The 21,966-nt window shown below is 34.9% G+C and carries 20 protein-coding genes and 5 pseudogenes; 11 read left to right on the forward strand and 14 right to left on the reverse strand.

Translation table 11 applies throughout. The features are described from left to right. Window positions 1–7 precede the first annotated feature (7 nt). Window positions 8–664, reverse strand: a complete 657-nt coding sequence (locus MKY26_RS23245; protein ID WP_340978776.1) for a SprT-like domain-containing protein — start codon at window positions 662–664, stop codon at window positions 8–10. 143 nt (window positions 665–807) lie between these two features. Between MKY26_RS23245 and MKY26_RS23250 the strand changes: the two genes are divergently transcribed. The 3 genes from MKY26_RS23250 to MKY26_RS23260 are packed head-to-tail and all read left to right on the forward strand — an operon-like array spanning window position 808 to window position 1,580. Beyond that, window positions 808–1,137 carry a hypothetical protein gene (locus tag MKY26_RS23250; RefSeq protein WP_340978777.1) on the forward strand — a complete coding sequence of 110 codons (330 nt, stop codon included), beginning with the start codon at window positions 808–810 and terminating at the stop codon, window positions 1,135–1,137. Between the two features lie 26 nt (window positions 1,138–1,163). After that, window positions 1,164–1,355 carry a hypothetical protein gene (locus tag MKY26_RS23255; protein WP_340978779.1) on the forward strand — a complete coding sequence of 64 codons (192 nt, stop codon included), beginning with the start codon at window positions 1,164–1,166 and terminating at the stop codon, window positions 1,353–1,355. Between the two features lie 15 nt (window positions 1,356–1,370). After that, window positions 1,371–1,580: a hypothetical protein gene (locus MKY26_RS23260; protein ID WP_340978782.1), complete on the forward strand. Its 210-nt coding sequence runs from the start codon at window positions 1,371–1,373 to the stop codon at window positions 1,578–1,580. 536 nt (window positions 1,581–2,116) lie between these two features. Here the strand turns inward: MKY26_RS23260 and MKY26_RS23265 are convergent. From MKY26_RS23265 to MKY26_RS23290, 6 genes and pseudogenes are all read right to left on the reverse strand, one after another. After that, on the reverse strand, window positions 2,117–2,608 hold the full coding sequence (locus tag MKY26_RS23265; protein ID WP_340978783.1) for a hypothetical protein: 492 nt from the start codon (window positions 2,606–2,608) through the stop codon (window positions 2,117–2,119). A 130-nt stretch (window positions 2,609–2,738) separates the two neighbouring features. After that, complete coding sequence (locus MKY26_RS23270) at window positions 2,739–3,182, reverse strand: JAB domain-containing protein (RefSeq protein ID WP_341099407.1); 444 nt, start codon at window positions 3,180–3,182, stop codon at window positions 2,739–2,741. Between the two features lie 767 nt (window positions 3,183–3,949). After that, window positions 3,950–4,432, reverse strand: a complete 483-nt coding sequence (locus tag MKY26_RS23275) for a hypothetical protein (protein WP_251162848.1) — start codon at window positions 4,430–4,432, stop codon at window positions 3,950–3,952. 614 nt (window positions 4,433–5,046) lie between these two features. Next, window positions 5,047–5,495 (reverse strand): annotated as a pseudogene (locus MKY26_RS23280) (hypothetical protein). 45 nt (window positions 5,496–5,540) lie between these two features. After that, window positions 5,541–6,566: a DUF3231 family protein gene (locus MKY26_RS23285; RefSeq protein ID WP_341099387.1), complete on the reverse strand. Its 1,026-nt coding sequence runs from the start codon at window positions 6,564–6,566 to the stop codon at window positions 5,541–5,543. Between the two features lie 376 nt (window positions 6,567–6,942). After that, window positions 6,943–7,680, reverse strand: a complete 738-nt coding sequence (locus tag MKY26_RS23290; protein WP_224938899.1) for a membrane lipoprotein lipid attachment site-containing protein — start codon at window positions 7,678–7,680, stop codon at window positions 6,943–6,945. A gap of 631 nt (window positions 7,681–8,311) precedes the next feature. On the opposite strand from MKY26_RS23290, the gene MKY26_RS23295 reads away from it, so the two are divergent. Next, complete coding sequence (locus tag MKY26_RS23295; protein WP_251163443.1) at window positions 8,312–8,941, forward strand: hypothetical protein; 630 nt, start codon at window positions 8,312–8,314, stop codon at window positions 8,939–8,941. 135 nt (window positions 8,942–9,076) lie between these two features. Beyond that, window positions 9,077–9,472, forward strand: a complete 396-nt coding sequence (locus MKY26_RS23300) for a DUF3888 domain-containing protein (protein ID WP_224938897.1) — start codon at window positions 9,077–9,079, stop codon at window positions 9,470–9,472. Window positions 9,473–9,571: 99 nt separating this feature from the next. On the opposite strand, the gene MKY26_RS23305 is transcribed toward MKY26_RS23300, so the two are convergent. Beyond that, a complete protein-coding gene (locus MKY26_RS23305) occupies window positions 9,572–10,141 on the reverse strand; it encodes a recombinase family protein (protein WP_009336472.1) in 570 nt (189 codons plus the stop codon). A 459-nt stretch (window positions 10,142–10,600) separates the two neighbouring features. Continuing rightward, complete coding sequence (locus MKY26_RS23310) at window positions 10,601–10,828, reverse strand: hypothetical protein (RefSeq protein ID WP_341099391.1); 228 nt, start codon at window positions 10,826–10,828, stop codon at window positions 10,601–10,603. Between the two features lie 157 nt (window positions 10,829–10,985). Between MKY26_RS23310 and MKY26_RS23315 the strand changes: the two genes are divergently transcribed. Genes MKY26_RS23315 through MKY26_RS23325 form a run of 3 tightly spaced genes read left to right on the forward strand, consistent with a single transcriptional unit; the run spans window position 10,986 to window position 14,845 of the window. Beyond that, window positions 10,986–12,551: a spore germination protein gene (locus MKY26_RS23315; protein WP_341099392.1), complete on the forward strand. Its 1,566-nt coding sequence runs from the start codon at window positions 10,986–10,988 to the stop codon at window positions 12,549–12,551. Then, window positions 12,548–13,741: a Ger(x)C family spore germination protein gene (locus MKY26_RS23320; RefSeq protein WP_341099395.1), complete on the forward strand. Its 1,194-nt coding sequence runs from the start codon at window positions 12,548–12,550 to the stop codon at window positions 13,739–13,741. Before MKY26_RS23315 ends, MKY26_RS23320 begins: the two co-directional genes overlap by 4 nt. Before the next feature lie 33 nt (window positions 13,742–13,774). Further along, window positions 13,775–14,845 (forward strand): GerAB/ArcD/ProY family transporter, encoded by a 1,071-nt coding sequence (locus tag MKY26_RS23325; RefSeq protein WP_281203336.1) that lies wholly within the window; start codon window positions 13,775–13,777, stop codon window positions 14,843–14,845. 144 nt (window positions 14,846–14,989) lie between these two features. On the opposite strand, the pseudogene MKY26_RS23430 reads toward MKY26_RS23325, so the two are convergent. The 3 genes and pseudogenes from MKY26_RS23430 to MKY26_RS23335 all read right to left on the reverse strand — a co-directional run. Beyond that, window positions 14,990–15,106: pseudogene (locus MKY26_RS23430) on the reverse strand (tyrosine-type recombinase/integrase); the annotation flags it as partial. 56 nt (window positions 15,107–15,162) lie between these two features. Then, window positions 15,163–16,920 (reverse strand): annotated as a pseudogene (locus MKY26_RS23330) (Tn3 family transposase); the annotation flags it as partial. 186 nt (window positions 16,921–17,106) lie between these two features. Next, window positions 17,107–17,520 carry a carboxymuconolactone decarboxylase family protein gene (locus MKY26_RS23335; RefSeq protein ID WP_116354206.1) on the reverse strand — a complete coding sequence of 138 codons (414 nt, stop codon included), beginning with the start codon at window positions 17,518–17,520 and terminating at the stop codon, window positions 17,107–17,109. 132 nt (window positions 17,521–17,652) lie between these two features. On the opposite strand from MKY26_RS23335, the gene MKY26_RS23340 reads away from it, so the two are divergent. Then, window positions 17,653–18,093, forward strand: a complete 441-nt coding sequence (locus MKY26_RS23340; RefSeq protein WP_116354207.1) for an Lrp/AsnC family transcriptional regulator — start codon at window positions 17,653–17,655, stop codon at window positions 18,091–18,093. 171 nt (window positions 18,094–18,264) lie between these two features. On the opposite strand, the gene MKY26_RS23345 is transcribed toward MKY26_RS23340, so the two are convergent. Both MKY26_RS23345 and MKY26_RS23350 read right to left on the reverse strand, forming a co-directional pair. Continuing rightward, window positions 18,265–18,834, reverse strand: coding sequence for a cupin domain-containing protein (locus MKY26_RS23345; RefSeq protein WP_223254522.1), 570 nt, complete (start codon window positions 18,832–18,834; stop codon window positions 18,265–18,267). A 198-nt stretch (window positions 18,835–19,032) separates the two neighbouring features. Then, window positions 19,033–20,298 (reverse strand): annotated as a pseudogene (locus MKY26_RS23350) (DUF4158 domain-containing protein); the annotation flags it as partial. A 285-nt stretch (window positions 20,299–20,583) separates the two neighbouring features. Here MKY26_RS23350 and MKY26_RS23355 point away from each other — a divergent pair. Beyond that, window positions 20,584–21,429: an AraC family transcriptional regulator gene (locus tag MKY26_RS23355; protein ID WP_010731423.1), complete on the forward strand. Its 846-nt coding sequence runs from the start codon at window positions 20,584–20,586 to the stop codon at window positions 21,427–21,429. A 139-nt stretch (window positions 21,430–21,568) separates the two neighbouring features. Further along, window positions 21,569–21,904, forward strand: a pseudogene (locus MKY26_RS23360) (recombinase family protein); the annotation flags it as partial. Window positions 21,905–21,966 lie beyond the last annotated feature (62 nt).

Consider the following 21,966-nt stretch of genomic DNA (forward strand, 5'->3'; position numbering starts at 1 on the left):
CTCTCCCTTAGTCTCTTTCTTCCAACTCTTCATTGCATTCTAAGCATTTTAAAGATACATCAAGCTTCGTAGAGCGAACAATTAGGTCGCAACCAGGGCAAACCCATTTATAAGATTTTTTCCTTTCTTCCTTTTGTTCTTCTGCTTTATTACCTTCTTCCTCATTACGATGTAATTCCATTCCCCTTCGAGCGATTAAAAAAGCACTTTTATTAATATCAAGAGTGGATATTAACTGCTTTGTTTCCTCTGTTAATCTTGGGTTATACCATCCGTATTTTTTATCTGGCTTATCTGATTCAAAGTAAAAACCTCGTCTTTCTGCTTCGGCTTTAAACTTTTTATTATGGTACGTTCCACCACGACTACAATCTCGGACAGTATGAATGATGTTGTATAGGTGCACCATTTCGTGCATTAATGTATCCATAGTTTCATAAAAGTCTAAATCCAAAAATTCCGCAGCTATATTTATTTCATATAGTTTGATTCTCCCGTCACGATCTCCCCAAACTTCTTTTGTTGTACACCATCCCATTGAATTGCGTTTTCCACTTGATTGAATCGTAATAGCGAGGTTAGGTAATCCATTATCAAAGAATGTCTTATTTAATAACTCAAACGCATTGTGCAATTCATCAGTAGCTATTTTAATATTGGACATTTCAAACGCTCCTTTTTGAATATTAATATTCAATCGCTATAACTATATTATAACACAAAATTCTGACAAATAGTATTGTTTTGATGCTTTTTATGTGCTAAAATGATACTAAAGAAACATTAAAAAGGAAGGTGGTTTATAGTATGCTTTTCGGTAAAAAGGAAAAAATTATTGAGTTAGAAAAACAGAATGAATATTTACTAGGTAAAATTAAAGATTTCGAGGAAAATGAAGTTGCATTAAAAAAATCCATTGACCAATTAAAAGAAAAAGTAAACGACCTTTTATGGGAACAGGCACATCAAAAGGGGTTATTTGACGAACCAGAAGAGCCTGATTATAGTGAAGCTTGCAGTTGTGGAGGGATATTTACGCCCATGTACGATGAGCACCCTAATTGGATAAAAATCTGTTCAACCTGTGATAGCAGATTCGAGAATTATGATTCTTCCCCAATCAAAGAACCTATTTAAAACAGACACTAAAAGGAGTTTTAACTATGAAGAGATTACCCATCAACATGCCAGAAACACTTAAAAAGGAATTAGAAAAGATGTCGGAGGAGGTAGGGCTGTCGCAAAACCAATTAGCTGTAATGGCGTTGCATAGCCTTGTAGCAAACTACGAATCAAAAGGGTCCTTTATCTTCGCAGATTTATTAAATCCTGAACACAGATCGAATCAAAAATAAAACGGAGTTGATTAAATGAGACATTCTAAAGACTTTATGTCTGAACGAGTGAAGGAATTGGAAAATGAAAGGGATACGGCTTTAGCAGAGAAAGAAATTGTAAATAGGTTTATAGAAGAATCAAAGGACATTCCATCCATTGTTTTAGTGACGTTAAAACAAAAGATTAGAAAATTAGATATTACTGTAGAGGATTGTAACCTAAGGTTAAAGAATTACGATTGATTTGTTTTTTGAAACTAATAATTTATCTCATAAAGGAACAGAAGCTAATATACGGCGTCTGTCAACGGTAAGCGGACCGCAGCGCAGGGAGCATTAAGGAGTTGATAGACTCACTACACCCAAACCCTCTTGCTGTGTCAAAAGGCAACACCTTTTGACCTGCCTACCGGCGAGGGAGCCCCTCAAGGATTGAGGGGTTGGGGAGTCCGATTTAACGGGGTCTGGGGAAGGATTTCCCCGGTGGGTTTGGGCAAAGCCCAAGGTTTAATCATTATTGTACGTTGTTAAAGGTTTTCGGCTCATGGGGTACGGCCTGAAAGGCAAAGGAGACAGGAACTTACGGAATGTAGGCGCTAGCCGTACATGCCGTTGTTATCGGATCATTTAGTGCCACAGTGACACGTACAGAATGTTGATTTATGGCTATCTACACGCTTTTTAGTAGATGGCAGTAAATTTACTTTCTGTAGTGCTGCCGCCCATCATCTTGCTTTTAAATTCGACTCTTAGAACTTTCCTTAAAACGAAGCAACCTATCAATATAACTTGTTTCCCTTTAGAAACTTCTCTGCAGTCTCAATAGACCAATACTTCACACCAGCAATAACCAAATCGGGTTCAGCCATTTTCCCTCTTTTATAAGCCATATTTATTCTTTGCTTACTATAATTCAATCCATTTTCAGTCAAGTAATTTGCCAATTGACTCATACCCAAATATGCATCATCTTCTTTGACAATAGAAAAAGTAGGCTTTGTATGAATTAAATAAGTTTCTTCACGAAAATAGTCGGTTATTAATTCTAATGCTAATTCAAGCCATTCATCAGTAAGATGCAAATAGAGATTTCTTATATCAAAAGATTGAGATTCAGGCTCTTCAAAGAACCAGATTAATTTTAAAAAAGTCTTTTCGATCTCGTTTAATCCATTCATAGCTTCTTCGGTTAAAAGTACATTTTCATATGCTGTAATTTTACTTTCTAACATAGGAAAACTTTCAATGACTTTTTCAGTTGCTTTTTTCATTAAAAAAACTCCCTTTGTTTACTTAGTAAACAAAGTATATCATTTATTGTTTACTAAGTAAACAATAACATGCATTGTTTTTGTTTTATGAGAAAATGACCATAAAAAGGGAGATTGCTCTCCCTCCTGCTTAGATGTATCCTTTTTCTTTCATACTGTAGAAGTCTGCGTTTTCATTGACTATGACATGATCTAGCACCTCAATGCCTAAAATCTTACCGCATTCAACTAACCTTTTTGTTACATCGATGTCCTCTCTCGATGCAGTCGTGTCTTGGCTCGGATGCTGGTGCGAGACAATGATTGATGCGCTATTATTCAGGATAGCACTCTTAAACACCTCACGTGGCATGACGATAGATGCGTTCAACCCTCCTACGTGGCAGCGATGCACAGCCACTACACGATTCTTGGTGTTTAAGCACATGACAAAGAACACCTCTCTGTCTTCATCACCAATAAACGCTGCGGCTATTCTTGCGGCATCTTCTGGAGAATGAACTGTCATTGATTCCAGCACCTCCACCTCTGTGATTACCTGTTTAATGCTTACGATTTCTAAAACTTTTTCCATTTTCATTTTCCTCTCTCCTTTCTTTGTTCGGAAAGGACTGAACAATTCGCGCAAACAGATGGAAGGGTCGGCTTACGAAGAAGCCGACTTGCCAGAGAAGGGTAGCTTTCTCCCATGCTTGACAGGAGGAAGCGTTAGAAAAGGAGTGAAGCCCAATGACTTAGGGGCAGTTAGAAAGCGTATTTTGCTTTCTTATTGCTCCTTAGCCTACTTGGCTTTGCCCTTTTCTTTCCCTGATTGCCCGCCCTTCTATCTGTCATAAGCGAAGTTGTTATAATGAGGAGAACGAAGGAAGGAGAAGGCACTACACCCAGCGGTCTATGCGTACTTGATAGACCGCAAACGACAAGGGCTCGATGCCCGCAGGCGTTTCTCATAAGCAAAAGGCTCCCTATAAGGGAGCCTGAAGCGTACGATAAGTAATTTTAAGCTGGCTTACCAGCGAGAAAAATTGCGCTCCGTCTTTTCTGAAGAAAAGACGTCGATTGGTTAGGCTCGATGCCGTCACCAATCGACCTATTACATCTTTCAAGAACGGATACAAATATACAAACGAAAACTCTCATACGGGGGTAGCGTCAGGAAAATGCGGATTTACAACGTTAAGGAAATTTCAATATCAAAAAGCCTAATTTCTCAATTAACTGTGAAGAAATTAGGCTTTTTTCATTTCTCAATTAAAGCGCCTGTTTGCGGAAGATTAAATTAATGATTTTCCTTTTGCTTTTAGTTGATTCACTGGCGCACCAATTACTTAATCTTGTCATTCAAAATCCTTTACGGGCTAATTCATCGTTATCTATTCCTCTTACAATAATTTCGTATGTTTCATCTTCTTGAAGCAAGTTGGGTAATTTACTTGATTCTATAATTGCATTAGCATCTTTAATCAATTCACCTAAATGTTGATCATTATCTAAATCTGAATCTTGTATAGAAGTTTTTAAAATATATTTTATAGGTTTAGGATTGAAATCTATTGCTATACCCGTATATTGAGCATAATTCACTTTTAATTTTTCATCCATTTTTGAAACAACTTCTATCCATTTATTCTCAGGGTGCCCAACTTCAACAGCAGATGAATTAAAATTAAAGACGTTGGCATTTTCTCCATTCAGAAAAGAAAGAAAAACGATTAAAAAAATAGCTATTAACACTTCAATAGTGTGTTTTCTTTCTTGTTTTTTAAGCTCAATTATTTCTTTATATTTTTGTTGTACTCTTCTCTTTTTTGAATCTATTCTCATAAGGAGACTCCTTAAAAGTTAGAATTTAGAACCTAATTAATTATTGTGACCATTACAATCATGCATATAATATCATTAATATCCAGCCTCAAGGAAAGCTCCTTCCCTTAATGGCCCTTACACGAGAAAGAGACGTACCTAAATAAACGTAGCCGATTGCTTAATAACAATTATTTCAAAATTCACAATATAACTCAATCCTTTTATTCATTAAATAAGGCGTATTCCTTGCTCAAGAAACGCGCCCGATTGAGGAAGATCATTGCTGATTTTTAAATTTACAGAAAACCCTTCGGCAGTTGAATAATAATATTACGTGGTAGACCAAAACTGCAATTTAAAAAGGTAAGCATATGCTCACCTTTTTTTCAATGAGAAGTAGATTTTACTTTACTTATTACTTATATCAAAGAAGGTGTTCTTAATGAGTTTTTAAAATGAAAATTATTTGAACTTATTAAGAATGCCTTTCTAACTATAAAAAGTAAAATATGAAACAAGCGAATAAGGATATTCAAAGTACATCCCTCCACATTGAGTTTAGTGTTTTAACAACACTACAGTTAATTTTCACGAACCTACCTAAGATTATTAATAATACTTTTAAAACATTATTAAATCCTTTTATAACGGGTTAATACAATTCTTATAAATAAGCCAATGCTTATTCCTGGAATCAAAAACAGCATAGGTAAAAAAACAGGTCCGAGTAGTACCCCAAATATTTTTAAAGTTGAGGAATAGATTAATCCTACAGTTACGAAATAAGCACTAAAGACAAACGGGAGAAATGAATAAGATTTTGTTCCTCCTCCTTCATCTTTAAGGGCATCACATATTGCAAAAAAATATAAACACGGATAAAACATTAACCATTGATAATCAGTTTCTTGAATCGCTGTTGAAATGTCCCCTTGAAAACTAGAGATAATCGCTACATTAAAATTCGCTTGTATATTGATTAGAAATTCTAAGACTAATAACACGATACCCTTTACATATTTACCGTTTAATAATTGACCTAAGCTTGAAGAGCAATGCTCCAAAGCAATTTCCATTTCATTCTTATTACTCCTACATTTCAAATTGTTATTAGAATGAAGGCTAATTATTCCAGAGTATCTTTTTTCTTTGTTAATTGGTCCTTATCTTTTGTGGTAGGTGGCTGCTCCATCCATGCATTTTTAATCATTAGGTCGGCTCCATCTTTAGTATATTGAGCGATTTCAAGTGATAAGCGTTCATAATTTAGAATAAGGTCACTTCTTTGACTTGCAGCTGCTGCGGTTGCATAATTTCCCGTTCCTGCTGCGCTCATAAAACTCATGTGAAACATTGTTAACTTATCCGAAAATGGAGGTGTAGTTGAATCAGTAATAGCAATATCTGACGAAACAGGAGGCTGAATATCGTTATCAAGAAGTGATTTTGTAAATAAATCGACATGTTTTTTTGAAATATCTCTCCCTCTTAGCATCCATTGTTGAATTTCTTTTCTTGATGATGTTTGAGCAAAACTAATGGCTAACTTTGCTCCCATAATATTGGTTTGAATATTCATAAACAAATGGGATATTTCAACCGCATTTAGTGGCCTTTTGTTAGAAAATGGATTTAGCCCACTTAAATATTTTTTAGTGTCTATATAGTCTGTTTTACTTGGATAGGCAATATATGGCGCTCTAACAAATAATCCTTTTGAAAGAGCAATTTTTGAACTGCGCTCATACAATTCTGATGTTTCATTAAGACCTTCTCTATAATAGGCCCTTATATCATCTCTAGCACTCATAGAAACAAATCCACTGTAACCGAGCATTCCAATCTTAGCCATATGGTTGATATAGGTTAGCATAAAAGGGTCTGTATAGAGACGAGGTGCGTTCATATTCACATCATCATCATAAGTAAATCCTTTCGGCGTTGGAATCTGTTCCTCTTGAAATATGGTTGTTAGCTTTTCTATATGAGTAGATGAAAGGTCATAAGAAAATTGGACAATAGACCTAATTTCTTCATCTTCAACATGTTCTAAAAAATAACCTAAAACACATTTGGACATACTATCTTGAGTATAGCTAGTCCAAATTGAAGCAATTTCAGAAGCAGTTAGTTTAGTGTGATGTTCAGTCATATTGCATTACCTCCAAAGAATATTTTTATGGCATAGATTTATTCTTTGTAAGTAACCGTATATTATGACAAAGCTAAGGAGTATTATCCTTGGCTTTTTTATTCAGTTAACCTACATATATTAGTTTAAGAACAAACTTCACAACCTCTTCTCACTATGATTATAAATCCATTTTTCTTTAGGCTACTCCACAATATGGCCCGATTGTTGAATATCGTCATGTTATTTTTTACCATAAAATCCCTCTTCGGACAATGCATATTCAAAGGGGTAAATCTTCGCATCTTTTTTATAAATATCGCAACTTTGTTTTAAACATCGCATCTTTTTTACAAACGTCGCGATTTTATTTTAAATCCACACCTAGTCCTCCTTATTATTCTTGATTTTGTTCGTCAACGCTCGGATAGGGTCCCTCATATTGTCCGAAATTATATATTTTTTTATAAATGCCTTCTTTGTTTGAGAAGTCCATTTCTAGCAAAGATGATGCTTTAACCATCCAATAAATAGACGGCTGACTATAATTTTCACCTGGTAATCGTTCGTTGAATAATCGAATTTGATAAGTAAATTGTCTTTCAAGTCCTTTATCTCTCAATTGTTCTTCCGTTAAAATCAAATTACTTTCTTTCAGATAATGAATAAAGTCTATCATTTCCATTCTCATATCTACATTATTATCAATGACTAAATCAAAGTTAAATTGATTGTTGAAAAAAACCACTTCTTCTTTTCCATCTATTTCATAATTAAACCCACGCTTTTCATTATCTGGTTCAAAAATATGCTTCATTAAATCTATTTTTGTTTTCGTATCCTCATAATAATAACGGTCTTTTCCGTATATCGTTTCTACCGCTTCCAGTATCGTTTCCGCTTTCGGCATCGCTTCGATATCATGCCAGTGATACGCTGTTATCACTCTACCGTCTTCGGTTTCCCCTTCAATTGATTTTGTATCAGGTTTGATTTCTTTACTTTCGGTATTTTCAGGTTGGGACACTTCGGTGACGACTTCTTCACCCGCTTCTACTTTCTTTTTTTTTCCTTCCTCATCTCCGCACCCCGTTAACAAAAATAAAGCAACTGTAATAAATATAGCTTTTTTCACTTTTCTAATCCCCTTATCCTTTTAATCTACCTATCTGTTTTTAATTTCATTATAGCTTAAAGGTCTAATTAAAAAGGATAATTTCTTGACAAATAAATATACAGCACCCATACATTTTAGTAGACATAACTGCTTATTATCGGCAATTGCAAAAAGCCAGAACCCTTGTGGGAACTGGCTTTTCGTTTGCGCTTTTGTTGGTCATGAAATATACATGTCAACAAACAGTGATAAAGCACGATTTGTTCTTTTTAAAGAATGAATGAAAACATGCATGAAAACGCTCGCCAACCTGCCTTATAAACAACCTTTTTCTTAAGAAAAATACCACCTTAAGGTGGCGGTCCTTAACGAAAGGATTGCTGTTTATTTTGCTTTTTTCGCTTTCTTTGGCTTCAAAGGAATACCATGTTTTTTACTATTCTCACGTATTTTTTTCGCTAACTCTTCTGCTTCTTTTTTGGTCAATTCCATTTCGGTTGTTCCTCCCTAAATCTCTTTTACTAAAAGTTTGGTCAACAATGAATCTTTTTAAACATACCTCCTCTCTATCTCTCATATACATGAAATAAATCTAGAACACTATGACACTGTTCTAAAGCAAACCAAGCGAAAAGAGGGGATTATTTTGTTGAAAGAAGGGGAGAAAAAGAAAAGACAAACACGTTCAGATAAAAAAAAAGATATCAAACCGACGATTTCCATTGACTTAAAAAATTGTATTTATCAATTGTCTTATGTCACCAATCAACCAGTAAAAGATATTGTAGAAATACTTTGCGAGAAAGGTTTGCAGTCGAGAAAAGTCATGGAATACTTGTCTCAATATTTCAGAAGAGATTACCAGTTTTTCAATACTACGTTCTTTGGACAACTGGAAAGGGAGTCGCTACAAAGAAAGTATCAATCGCCTAAAAATGAACGGGTCTCGGTTCGATTCACGCAATGGACGTATGAGGACATTCGCAAGCTGTCTGACGCCTTAGACGTCACACCATCCAAAGCAACCGCTTTATTACTAGATGCCAGCGTGCGGAATGCAAACTTATTGAATGCCATGGTGAAATTATTCTTGCATGAACAACTCGATCAATCACGCATGGATGAATTAAAACGTGTCATGAAGTATGTAAGTAAAAATAATCCATACAACGAAGAAATATCGTGGTTCAATTTATTGTCCTTTATTTTTGACGAAGTAAAAGACACGACCACGAATGTAAAAGTAGCCATTAATAATTGGTTGGGCAAAAAAGATTAAACTGTTCTGCAGATAAACCTTTTAAAAGAGAATTTCTGCAAAACACCCCAAATTGGCATACAAGTGAATATTTATATAAAAATTTAGGAATGTTAATTTTATGGTAGTTAATTTCGTTGTACAAGGAGTAATAAAATGAAATCAAAAATTCTAATAGCTCTCTTAGGAATATATTTATTTACCCAACCTCTTGTAGGAAGCGCAAATGTTAACTCGATTAATAATGAGAATTTATATGACTCTTATTTAACTTTACTGAACCCTTATGTTTATAAAATTATAAATGAAAAAGTCGGAACCGATCGTTCCTATGATTTATTTGATGCGAAAATTATTAGTATAAAAAGAAATGTACCTGGGGAGACTCCTGAAGAAAAAGAGGTTAATAAAGGAGTATATGATTTTACCGTCAAAGTCCAATACCGAACTTTCGTTGGAGCGCATAACCCGCCTCTTGGGTTAGAAACCTTAACATTAAGAGTCACTCCCAATGGAGTGAAATTGTTAGATTTTAATCATAAAGACTTATAAAAAATGCATAAAATAAAAAGAAGGGCTGCCACCCTTCTAGGCCTAGTGACAGGGTTCCTGCTGTAGACCGCAAAGTAACTTTGGAGAAGTAATAAAATCCTATTTTTTTAGTTCTTCAAGCTTTCTTCTATTGACTGCTCTGTATAAGGAACCTTGTGATATTCCAGTTGCCGAGACAATCTCCTTTATGGAATATTCCTCACTATCATACATCCTTAGCGCAACAGCAAGCTTTTCTTTATCCAACTTGGGTCTACCTAATGTTTTTCCACGCCTTTTACTTGCTTCAAGTCCTTCCTTTACTCTCTCAGCAATAAGGTTTCTTTCTAATTCTGCAATGACACACATCATTTGGAACATGGCTTTGCCTGTAGAGGTTCTTGTATCCATATTTTCTTTTAAAGAAATGAATTGCACCCCCATCTCTTCTAACTGTTGAATAATGTTGAGGATATCCAATGTTTTACGTCCTAAACGGGAGATGCTCTCCACTACAACTGTATCGCCTTTCCGGATGACATCAAAAAGTTGGTGAAGTCCTTTTCTATCTTTAACTGTACCAGTGAATTTCTCCTCAACTATTTTTTCACAACCATATTCATTAAGCATACCAATTTGCCGATCTAAATTTTGGTCAATAGTAGATACCCGAGCATAACCAATTATCATTTGTAACCTCCAATAAACTTGTATATTTTTATTTTACTAGAGGGGCACTTATTGTAAAGGTATTTGATAATACTTTTGGTAATTATTTTTGGTAACTGCTAATCTTAATAAAATCAAAGGGTAACAGGGCGATGGGGGGACATTACAAAAACACTGGTTTTTGGTAATCTAGTTGAGTAAAAAGTTTATTAATTTAGTGTTTAAAATTTATGTGTGCTTGAGTGTGATTAAATAACCTCTCAAACACGTTAATTATTCAAGAAAAGGGCTATTTTCTTGAATAAGAGAAGGAATTATTAGAAAGTGAATTCGAAGCTTAAGATTTCCCTATGTATAATAGGATTTGAAAAGCATTGATCTTAATTATTAATATATTGCTCTTTATGTCTAGCTCTTGGTTTTGTTCCAAGGACATTTTTAATAATGTCTTCACTCATATGTATACCATGCTTATATAGCCTATTTTGTTCTTGTTTTTTGTTCGTCTTCATTGAAAAAATGTAATAAGACATACTGTAATACTAATCCATTTCCAAAATAAAAAATCATTTTAGCCCAAGCCTGGAAAAGAGGATCTTCCCCTGCATACGGAAAGAAAATAATATTTAAACCAGCCAATATACCCAATAACCATGAAAAATTCATATTAAGAGCTATCATCATTTTTATTAACTTTGTTTGATCCACCTTACTCCCCACCTTTCTATATTAATAAATTCCCAGTAAATTAATGTAATTCGCACAAAAATCATTAACATATCATTTCCAAAAACGGCACATATTATTAGTTATAAAAGCCATAATAACAGTATAAAAAACAAACTTTTCTAGGATGGGTTAAACTATGCGTTATTTAAAAATTAAATCCATTATGCAAAAAATGAAGCAAAATACTAAATGGACACAGGAAGAACAATTTAATAATTCAATTTTGTTCTCATCGGATGTTCATAAAAATGAAGAAAAACTAAAACAACTGTTAGATTCAAGTGATGATATCATTTTTCATGATTTCATCATTCCATTACATGACGGTCGCACATTGAAAGCACTACTAGTTATAGTAGACGGGTTAATTGATGAAGATGCCATTCGCAATAATGTATTAGAGCCACTGACTAAGGAATCTCTAGATAGCTCTATGGGAGAAGAATTAAAACAAGTAAAAGAAAGAATTTCTATTTTTAACACAAAGAAGGAAAATAATTTAGAAAAATCTGTATACCAAATACTGAAGGGAAATACGTTACTATTACTGGATGGGTATAGTGAAGGATTACTGCTAAATGCACCAGGGTACGAGGTTCGAGCAATCTCCGAACCTCAATCTGATCGAGCTGTGAGAGGAGCACATGACGGATTTATTGAATCATCACCTACTAATATTGCATTGTTACGGCGAAGAATCCCACATCCTTCTTTACAGTTTGAAACAATTAAAATTGGTGAATATAGTCAAACGGATATTACAATCGGATATGTAAAGGACATTGCGGATCCAAAATTGATTGAACGGATCAAACAAAGATTAGAACAAATTAAAGTGGATGAGATAAATAATTCAGGGGAAATCGAACAATTCATCGAAGACCATCCCTTTTCAATCTTCCCTACGATTGGAAATACAGAACGTCCTGACAAAGCTTCAGCCTTATTAATGGAAGGAAGAATTGTGATCATTGTAAATGGGGATTCGGTCAGTTTGTTTGTTCCATCCCTATTTCTTGAAAATATAAAAAGTATAGAAGATTACAGTTCTCGACCCTATTATAGTTCCTTCATTCGAATGCTGCGTTTCGTGTCATTTGTAATCAGTATTTCTTTACCAGGCATTTATATTGCAGCTATTAATTTTCATAAGGTGATGATTCCATCTGATATGATTGTCCCTATTATTCAAGCGCGAGAGACGGTCCCATTCCCTCTAGCAATGGAAATTGCCATGATGATTTTAATGTTTGAAGTTGTCCGTGAGGCTGGTGTCAGACTTCCTCAACAAATTGGCTCAGCGTTAAGTATTGTTGGTGCTTTGATTCTGGGACAAGTCTCAGTCTCAGCCGGACTTGTTGGTGCACCGACCATTATTGTTGTATCCATATCGTACATTGCTGCATTTGTTATCACCCCAATTGCAGACGTCACCGCACTTCTTAGGATAGGATTATTTATTGCTAGTAGCTTATTCGGGGGATATGGACTAATTGTCGCCATGCTCGGTTTATTAACACATATGATCTCTTTAACATCGTTTGGGATTCCATTTATGGCGCCATTTGCACCTTTTTATTTTCAGGATTGGAAAGATTCACTGATTCGTTTGCCGTTGAGGTGGAAAAAACAGCGACCAAAAAGTATACCGAATCAGCGTAAGACTAGAATTAGATCATTACCTAAAACAGGTGATAAATGATGGTAAGGATGCTAACTATCATCCCATTATTATTTTTATTAACCGGCTGTTGGAGTAGTCAAGAACTTGATAAATCAGCACTTGTACATGGGATAGGGTTGGATAAATCTGACGGACAATTACGAATTAGCGTCGAAATCATAAAACCAACTGGACCAAGTGAACAAGGTGGAGGAGAGGGGGGCGGAGGAAATGGCCAAAATATTCTATTAGAAAGAGACGCGGACTCATTGATACAAGGCGCAAGAGAATTCATAAAAGATGCGAAACGTCGGCTTTATTTTGAGCATACTCGTTTATGGGTGATTGGTGAGGAATTAGCAAAAGATAATTTTATTGACTACCTTGATGAAAGCAGACGCGATCAAATGTTTCGTTTGAATAGTTATCTTTTCATTACAGAAGAAAAGCCAATTGATATTTTGGGTACTTCTACACTTTATGAAGATCTTTCTTCGGCAGAAATAGTTTCTGCTTTAGAACAAACACAATATATTGCTGAATTTACATCCGTAAAAATGTATGAATTTTATAAGTTAATTGAGGGCCCTATTCCTAATGCCTATTTGCCGATAATTCGAACAAGAAAAGAAAAGGGTAAAGCAATTACTTCAATAGACGGCACTGCTGTTATTAACACTTATAAAATGGTCGGTAAACTGAATACAGATGAAACTGTTGGGCTGAATGTCCTTTTAAACAAGGTAAAAGGCGGAAGTAAAACTGTATCTCGAGGTAAAACTGTATCTCTGAATGACAAGGAGAAGATCTCTGTAGAGATAAAGAAATTAGAAACGGAAATAAATCCAACATTAGATGGTAATCAGCTTGAAGCATATCTGAAAATCGAGATAGAGGGAACTTTAGCTGATAATACTACGAATAGGAATATAAATGATCAATGGATAAGTAAAGTTGAAGAAGAAGTATCAAATCAGACTGAAAAATCCGTACGTTTAACTTTGAATAAGCTTCAAAAGGTAATAAAGACTGATATATCAGGAATTGGACTGGAAACCTACAGAAAATATCCTAAACAATGGAAAAATGTCCAATCTGAATGGAATGAGATTTTTTCTAATGCAGATATAATGATTGATGTTCATACAAATATTACTCATCAAGGTCTTATTAATAAAAGTGTAGAAAAAAATCACAAAAAGCCTTATAACAACCCTTATAAACGATAGATTCTATGGACAATGAAGAAGGAGATTACTGATATGTTAACGAAATGGGAGACACTTTTTTTATTAATAATGACGCTTCCAATCATGGGACATGTCGTGATTCTTCCGTTAATGCTCGATGTTGCTGGGAGAGATGCTTGGATTTCCATAATTATATCACTTCCGGCAGCATTTACGTTGGCAATCTCCATTTATCGTTTGAGACTTAAATACCCAAAACAAAATATTTCTGATATGCTTCACAATTTATTAGGAAAACCTTTTGGAGTGATGATAAAGATAATTTTCATTATCTACTTTTTATTTTTAACAATTTTCTCGTTTGCTTTGTTAGTTGATTTTATCTACATTGCCTTTTTTCCTGAGACACCACGATTGGCTATACTGGTCTGGTTTTTGTTATTCTTTGTTTATGCAGCTTCAAAAGGTATTAAAAGAATTGCATTAACGGCAGGAATACTAGCAATAATTGCTATGGCGACTGGACATACAGTCACGATTTTGGACAGACCAATGAAAGATTGGAGTGAGCTCCAACCTATATTTGAGTTTGGTTGGAATCCAATATTATGGGGATCTTTGATAATTTTAAGTATATGGGTAGAATTATTACTACTTTTATTTCTACCCATTCAAAACATTCGTGAAAAACGAATGTTTTTACTATGGAGTATTGGAATTTTGTTAAATGCACTTATGATGTTTTCAACAACTATAGGTAGTATTACGATTTTCGGATTAGGTCAGGCTGATAATTCTGTATACCCCGCATTAGAGTCAGTACGAATTATTAGTTTAGGATTCATTGATCGTTTTGATATTTATGGATTACTATTAATGGCTGTAGGGACATACATACGCTGCAGTCTATACTTCCGAATCGCTTATGATATAACTGTATCAAAGGTTTCCTCAAAGTGGATAAGACGATTTGGGTTTACGGGGTTTGTTTTACTCGTATTCCTTGGTACGTACTATTTATCAAAAGAACATCTTCGGCTAGATAAAACATTAGATATTTACGCATATATGATTGTCCTGTTTCCTATTCCATTTTTGTTACTAGGTATCTCTTATTTAAAAGGAAAAACAAAGCAGAGTTAGCTCCCAAAAAGGGAAAAGTGATGCTTACCTTATGTCTTAAGTTTTGCAAAAATCATTGCTAGATAAGGGGGTATTTTCAGAGTTATGATTTTAAAAGTATAACTATCAGTTGATAAAAAAGTAAGCAAGGCAAGCACCCTATCATTGTGCAGATACATCAATACTACGGGGACTACATACCGTTTTAATTTCAGCTAGATTGGACAATTCACCTCGATCACGTATATGAATTTTTCTCGCATCAACCTCAAAGTCCTCAAGCTAATATCTTGATGGGATATTAGCTGGCTTTTGTCACCGATCAAAATGATAAAAAACTACGACACCTTCAACTTAATAGGTATTCGCTGATTCATATTGAGTTCAAAAGTTCCGTATGGATTGACATGATGATAAAATAAAGGTGTTAATCCCCTAAAATCTTCTGGAGTCATTTTCTTCAACCAATATTGGTTGTTGTCATAAAGAACCTCTTGTACCATTAAGGTATTCATATAGACTAAGCAATTTTGCAGCAATTGAAGTGATAAGGCAGACACCTCTTGATCTTCTATCGAATTGGAACGAATCTCACTGTTTTTCCCATAGAAAATATAAGTATTCACTGAGTTCCATTGTTCCACTGTATTTAATCCTTCATGGATCTCTCTTCGAATCTCTTCATAGTGTAAATAATCACATAAAAAGATCGTTTTAATCGCTTTTCCTAATTCACATAAAGCCTGATAGGTTGGATGTTTCGTATCCCTTGTAAATCGCTTTAATATGGATTCGGCAGAAGCAGTACCTAACCGTAGAGCAGTTGCAAACTTAATGATTTGTTCATACTGTTGCCGAATAAGATCCCAGTTAATCGGTCTACTTAAAACCTGTTGTAGGTGAGGATATTCCTCATTCATGCCGGATTCTGGACGATATAGCTTTTGAGATCCAATATTTTTAAACCGTGGCATCAGTTTAAAACCAAGTAGATGACAAAAAGCAAATGCAACGACACTTTGTCCGTGTGTATCGACATAATTTCTGTCAACCTCCATGTCCGTACAGTGACGAAGAACCCCTTCCATCATTGCTGCCACCTCAGAAGAAAGGCAGGACTTAAGCTGAGAATAGATACAAGCTGATTTTCGATCTGTATGCCAATAGATCATGACTCCATGCTTCTTATAACGAGGATGCCATTCTGAAAGCAAGTTCTGATCAAAAGAGCCAAAATGTTTTGAATCGGAAGCACATGCAGTGGTAGCTTCTCCCCATACCTCTTTCATTCGATTGTAGATGATATGGTTGGTAACCTCGGCGTTGGCTTTTCGCAAATGATCCTTATGAATAAATTTTTGGCGTATATATCGAAGTTCTCGATAACTATCTAGATGGTTTCCAGCAGAAACTGTTTTCAAACCTGTATTCGTTCCTAATCCAAATAAACTTAGAAGAAGCCTTCGTTGGACGGTTTCTCGATCTAAAATCTCTCGATTGGCGGTGGTTTTAAAGTGTTTGGTAAACTCCGTATGAAAATCTGTTTCTTTTAGTAAATCCAATAGGTTAATGTCGGTCCAACGGTTCTTAATCTCCTGTTTAAGCATCGTCACATGTGGAGGTTCTGGTTGCTTTTCGAGTGGAGTGACTCTAATCCATCCTTTATTATTTCTGGTAGTAATGGCTACTTTTTCGTTACTATGATCTCCTAGCCCTTGATTCAATAAATGGAGTTTATCTTTCATCAACTGTAGAATATCTTCAATAAAAGGCTCTACATCAAGTGGTGCTTTCAGTGCTTGAAAATATTCTTCCTTGTTCTCTTCAAAATCTTGAGGGAGATCTTCATCTGGGTTTCGATATCGATCAGCACCCTCAATCCAAATTTCTTTACACCGAAGTCGAGTGCGAAGCGATTGGATCACTGCAATTTCATAGTTGATTCGATTTACTCTTTCTATCCCTTTGCTGTCTGTCTCGACAATGACGTCTTTCCATTTTGGCTGAATTACGCCTTCAATGGGAACTTCATCACCAGCAGCAAAATAACGCTGCCCACTTTCCCCATACTCTCGAATTAGTTGTAGCTTTGAAATAAAGTTTGAGCAAAAAGATCTCGCAAATCCTTATTTTACGATAAATAAGAAGAATCCATTTGAAAAAAAGATTAATCAAAAAGGATTCTTCTTTAGCAGATTTAAGTTTGGTTTTTATAAAAAAGTTTGATCATTTTCTACCTGTGTTGCTCAACAATCGCGCCCGATAATGGAATGAATAGAATATTAATTTAAAGGTTCTAATTTCATCATTGCACCAAAATATTGTGAAGCAGTTGTAAAAGAGATAAATGCACATAATTCACTTATTTCCTCTTCAGTGAAATATTCTTTTAAAATATCAAAAGATGAATCAGCTATGTCACCCTTTTGTTTTAAAAAGACTTCTGCAAATCCTACTGCAATAGAAGTTTTTTCATTAAACTTATCTGGATCAGGTTTTCCTTTCGCCTTACAATACTCACATCCGTTACTTTGGGCTAATGTTCTCCTTACTTGTTCCTTTAATTCAGATGTTAGTAGTCCATCTTTTTCTAACACATTTCCTAACTGATTCCATCCTTCCATTACTTCTTTATTATGCCCCAATAGTCTCTGAAAATGTGTTTCCCCGAAATTAGATCCAACAATCCTTGCCATATAGGTACCTCCCTGTTATATTTAATTACAAATTAATTATAAAAAGTAAAATCACTAAAACAAATTAAATTTATAACGATTATCAAATTAATCTTTTATAAAATTAACGATTATTGGGGATAGACTTTAAAAATGAAAATAGATGATATTGATAAAAAAATTTTAGATGAACTACTTAATAACAGCCGTCTATCAATGAGCGAGCTTGGGAGAAGGGTGAATCTGTCCTCCCCATCAGTAACAGAACGGGTAAGGCAAATGGAATCATTTGGAGTTATAAAAAAATATACTTTAGAAGTGAATTATGAAAAATTAGGTTTACCAATCCAATGCATAATTGAAGCAACAGTTAAAAATGGTGACTATAAATCTTTTAAAAATTATATTGAGAAACTTCCAAACGTCGAATTCTGTTATCGAATAGCAGGAAGTGCGTGTTATATGCTTAAAATGCAATTTGAAACGTTCGATAAAACAGAAAAGTTTATTGATGAAGTAAATCCAATCGCACATACTGTAACACATTTTATTTTTTCACAAGTTTCAACATATTTAAAAATTAATATGGATTGATAAGTTTTCAGTCAAAAGCAATACTCTTTATTTACCAGACAGTTAATTGAAATAGCATGCTTAAATAATAATGGAAATTCTTGAACGAGTTCCTGCTTATTCCACAAAATGGCCCGATTCTGGTATAACCTTATTCAATAATTGCGCCCGATTCCAGAAGACTATAGATTTCTAACCTTCGGCATCTGCCTTTGTTCTATGAACAGTACCAAAAGGATGATTAGGTGGTGCATAAATTGAATAAAGCTTTAACGGTATATTACCTGTATTGGTTACATTATGCCAAGTATTGGCAGGTACTATAATGGCAAAATCATCACCCGCATTTCTTACAAAATTCAGGTTATCTTTACTCTTACCCATCTGAACAAGTCCTTGACCTTCCTCAATTCGTAGAAATTGATCAACCTTAGGGTGAATTTCCAACCCTATATCATCTCCAACGTCAATACTCATTAAGGTCACCTGCAAATGACTTCCGGTCCATATAGTATCTCGATAGGTATTATTTTGTTTAGCAGCCTGATTGATATTTATTACAAAAGGTTCTTTTCCATGGTCATTTAATATGGAACTAGTATATCCCTGAGTGTTTGGATATGACCAATATTGATTTGCATAGCGCCTAGCATATGACATATTTCCATAGCCAAGACCAAACATATTATCATGATTACACATTTGCCCATTACTATAATAAGTGTTCGAATAATAAGGATACATATAAAAAGGGTTATTCATTAAAACATACCTCCAAAGATATATGATTATAAACCCATCATATGTCCCGCGGATTTAGAAGTTCATTGCTAATTCTTATTCCGTTATCTGGCCCGATTGCGGAATGAAAAATTCCTGCATTGATACAGGAATTTTAATCAAACTTTATTATAAATTATCGAACTTTTTTACAAATTAGCAGACTTTATTTTAAATCAACATTAGTTGGATAGCCTCGATAATCGGCTGATGAACTTGATTATTTGAGCGAAAAGTAAGGTTGTTTAAAATTTTAGAAAGGGACTTTCGATAATGACCTTGGTAAGAAGCGTGCATTTTCGTATAGATTTTTTCTTTGTATTCCCGGTTATTTTTTGTCATGTCCTTAATAATATCCCGAATCATATCAGAGCTAACAATAGGGAATAGAGTATCTTGAATGACCCCTTCTGGGTTATCTACGGTCGCTTTTAATAAATTGACAATATGTTTATTTTTCCCTTGGACTCTTTCTAATTCTTCTACTGCTTCTTTTCGGGTTGTATTTTTGGCCTTATTTCCGAATTTTAGCGCAATTTCATCCAATAAATCAGCTAAATAATCAATGACTTCCTCATGACGATGCGAAAATAAAATGGCAAGAAGGGTATAGCGTATAGGTGCAGGGTGAGCACGCAATTCCGTTACGGTTTCGGTAGCTGCACGTAGTCGATATTTTTTTACTAGTTTAGGAGACATCTGTTTACATAAACCATCAGGGATTTGAAGATGTTGAATGGCTAATAGTTTTTTGATTTCCATTTCCATCGTACTTACACTTGGTTTGCCTGGAGAGGATAGCAACTGGCGAAAGGTTAAAATGTCGTTGTTTTCTTCATCAGGAATTTTAGCTTCGAAATAACCATCGGACCCTTCATCAGAGTGTGATTCAAGAAAGGCATCTAATCGTGAACAGGTCTTAGGAGAAAGTTGTTGATAGGTCATTTTATATAAATTCTTTTCAAAATGATCGATAGCAGATTCAATCATTCGCTTCAAACTTCCTAATGAAGGAGGTTCAACTTTCCACGTACGAAAGAAACTGTATGCTTGATTTTTCAAGTAGTCGGTATCATGTGTAAACTGAACCTGTTCTCCTAACCACTCTGCGAAGAGATGTTTGTCGTTTGCAGTAAGTTCTCGAAATCCAAAAAGGTTACGTATTGCCTTTCGATGTTCCGTATAACTTCTTTCTTTTCCACCCCAACCATAGTTGTCAAAAAAGTCCTCTACCGAAGCATCTACTTGATCAGCTACATGTTGGACAACTTCTTTGGGCACATCTTGCTTCTTGTTAGGAAACTGTGCTTCCTGTTGGAAATATTTAAGAAGGACAGCAAACCCTAAACGGTTTGCGCTTGTTTTCTTACTTAGCACTAAGTGATTTTAATTTGGCAATAAACTAAAATGTTCATCGAGTTCATTTTGATTCCAATTTCTCTTCAATGGTTTCCCTCTTCTCACTATGTCATTTTATAAACAGTATAAATTTCGACATAGTGAGCTATCAACAATACTTATCGAAATTATCAAAAAACAACTTTACTTTTATTGGAAATAATCTTGCGGTCTAGAGCAGCTACCCTGTCACTAAGCCTATCGGAAGGAAACAAATAGTTTGTCCTGATTCTATCAAAAGGTTTATTTTTTGATACCAACATTTTTAGGCATGAAATGTCGGCAATTATTATCTATTTTGTTTTAAAGTAAATATTGAAAGGGAGTAAACTTATGGATTGGCTAGAAAGAATGAACAATGCGTTAAACTACATTGAAAATAGCTTGAATGAAGAAATAGACTACAAAGAGATTGCAAAAGCAGCTAATTGTTCTGAGTTTCATTTTTCAAGAATGTTCTCTTCAATCTCAGGTATATCGCTATCAGAATATATTAGACGTAGACGGTTAACACTCGCAGCATTTGAAATTCAAAAAAGTGATATTCGGATCATTGATGTGGCAATTAAATATGGTTATGTTTCTTCTGATACTTTCTCACGTGCTTTTCAAAAAATGCATGGAGTAACCCCTTCCAATGCTCGTAATAGAGGGGTACAGTTAAAAGCCTTTCCCAGAATTTCCTTTCAAATTTCTATTAAAGGAGATACCGAGATGGAGTACAGAATTGAAAACCTTGATTTTGAATTAAGAATTGTTGGAAAAAGTAAGCCAGTAAAAACAAGCAGAGCATTTAAAACAATCCCTACGCTTTGGAACACTGCGAAAAAAGATGGATTTATGCAAGAACTAGTAGATATGTCATGGGAAAATCCAAAATGCACGCTTGAAAGCCTTCTGGGGGTTTGCGGAAAAGAAGCTGCCATAACAGATGAACAATTTTCCTATTTCATGGGCGTAAGATACGATGGGGAATCCCCAGAAAATATGGAGACGCTTATTATTCCCGCAAGTACATGGGCAGTTTTTCCGAACATAGTGGATGCATGGAAACGTTTATATTCCGAGTGGGTCCCTACCTCCGAGTATGAACTTGCAAATTTACCGTGTATAGAATGTTATTACGGTCCGAAGCATAAACCAAGACACGAACTCTGGGTCCCTGTTATCCCGAAGTAAATTACATATTCAGTAATAGAATGCTGTTTATGGAGTAACGAAAAAAGAGCCTAATTTCTCAATTTAGGTGATGGGAAATCAGGCTTTTTATATTGGAAATTCCTTATCGTTGTAAATCCGCATTTTCCTGACGCTACCCCAGTTAGAAGAGATGGGGGTGCAATTCATTTCTTTAAAAGAAAATATGGATACAAGAACCTCTACAGGCAAAGCCATGTTCCAAATGATGTGTGTCATTGCAGAATTAGAAAGAAACCTTATTGCTGAGAAAGTAAAGGAAGGACTTGAAGCAAGTAAAAGGCGTGGGAAAACATTAGGTAGACCCAAGTTGGATAAAGAAAAGCTTGCTGTTGCGCTAAGGATGTATGATAGTGAGGAATATTCCATAAAGGAGATTGTCTCGGCAACTGGAATATCACAAGGTTCCTTATACAGAGCAGTCAATAGAAGAAAGCTTGAAGAACTAAAAAAATAGGATTTTATTACTTCTCCAAAGTTACTTTGCGGTCTACAGCAGGAACCCTGTCACTAGGCCTA

The organism is Cytobacillus sp. FSL R7-0680, from assembly GCF_038009245.1.
GTDB classification, from domain to species: Bacteria; Bacillota; Bacilli; order Bacillales; family Cytobacillaceae; genus Cytobacillus; species Cytobacillus kochii.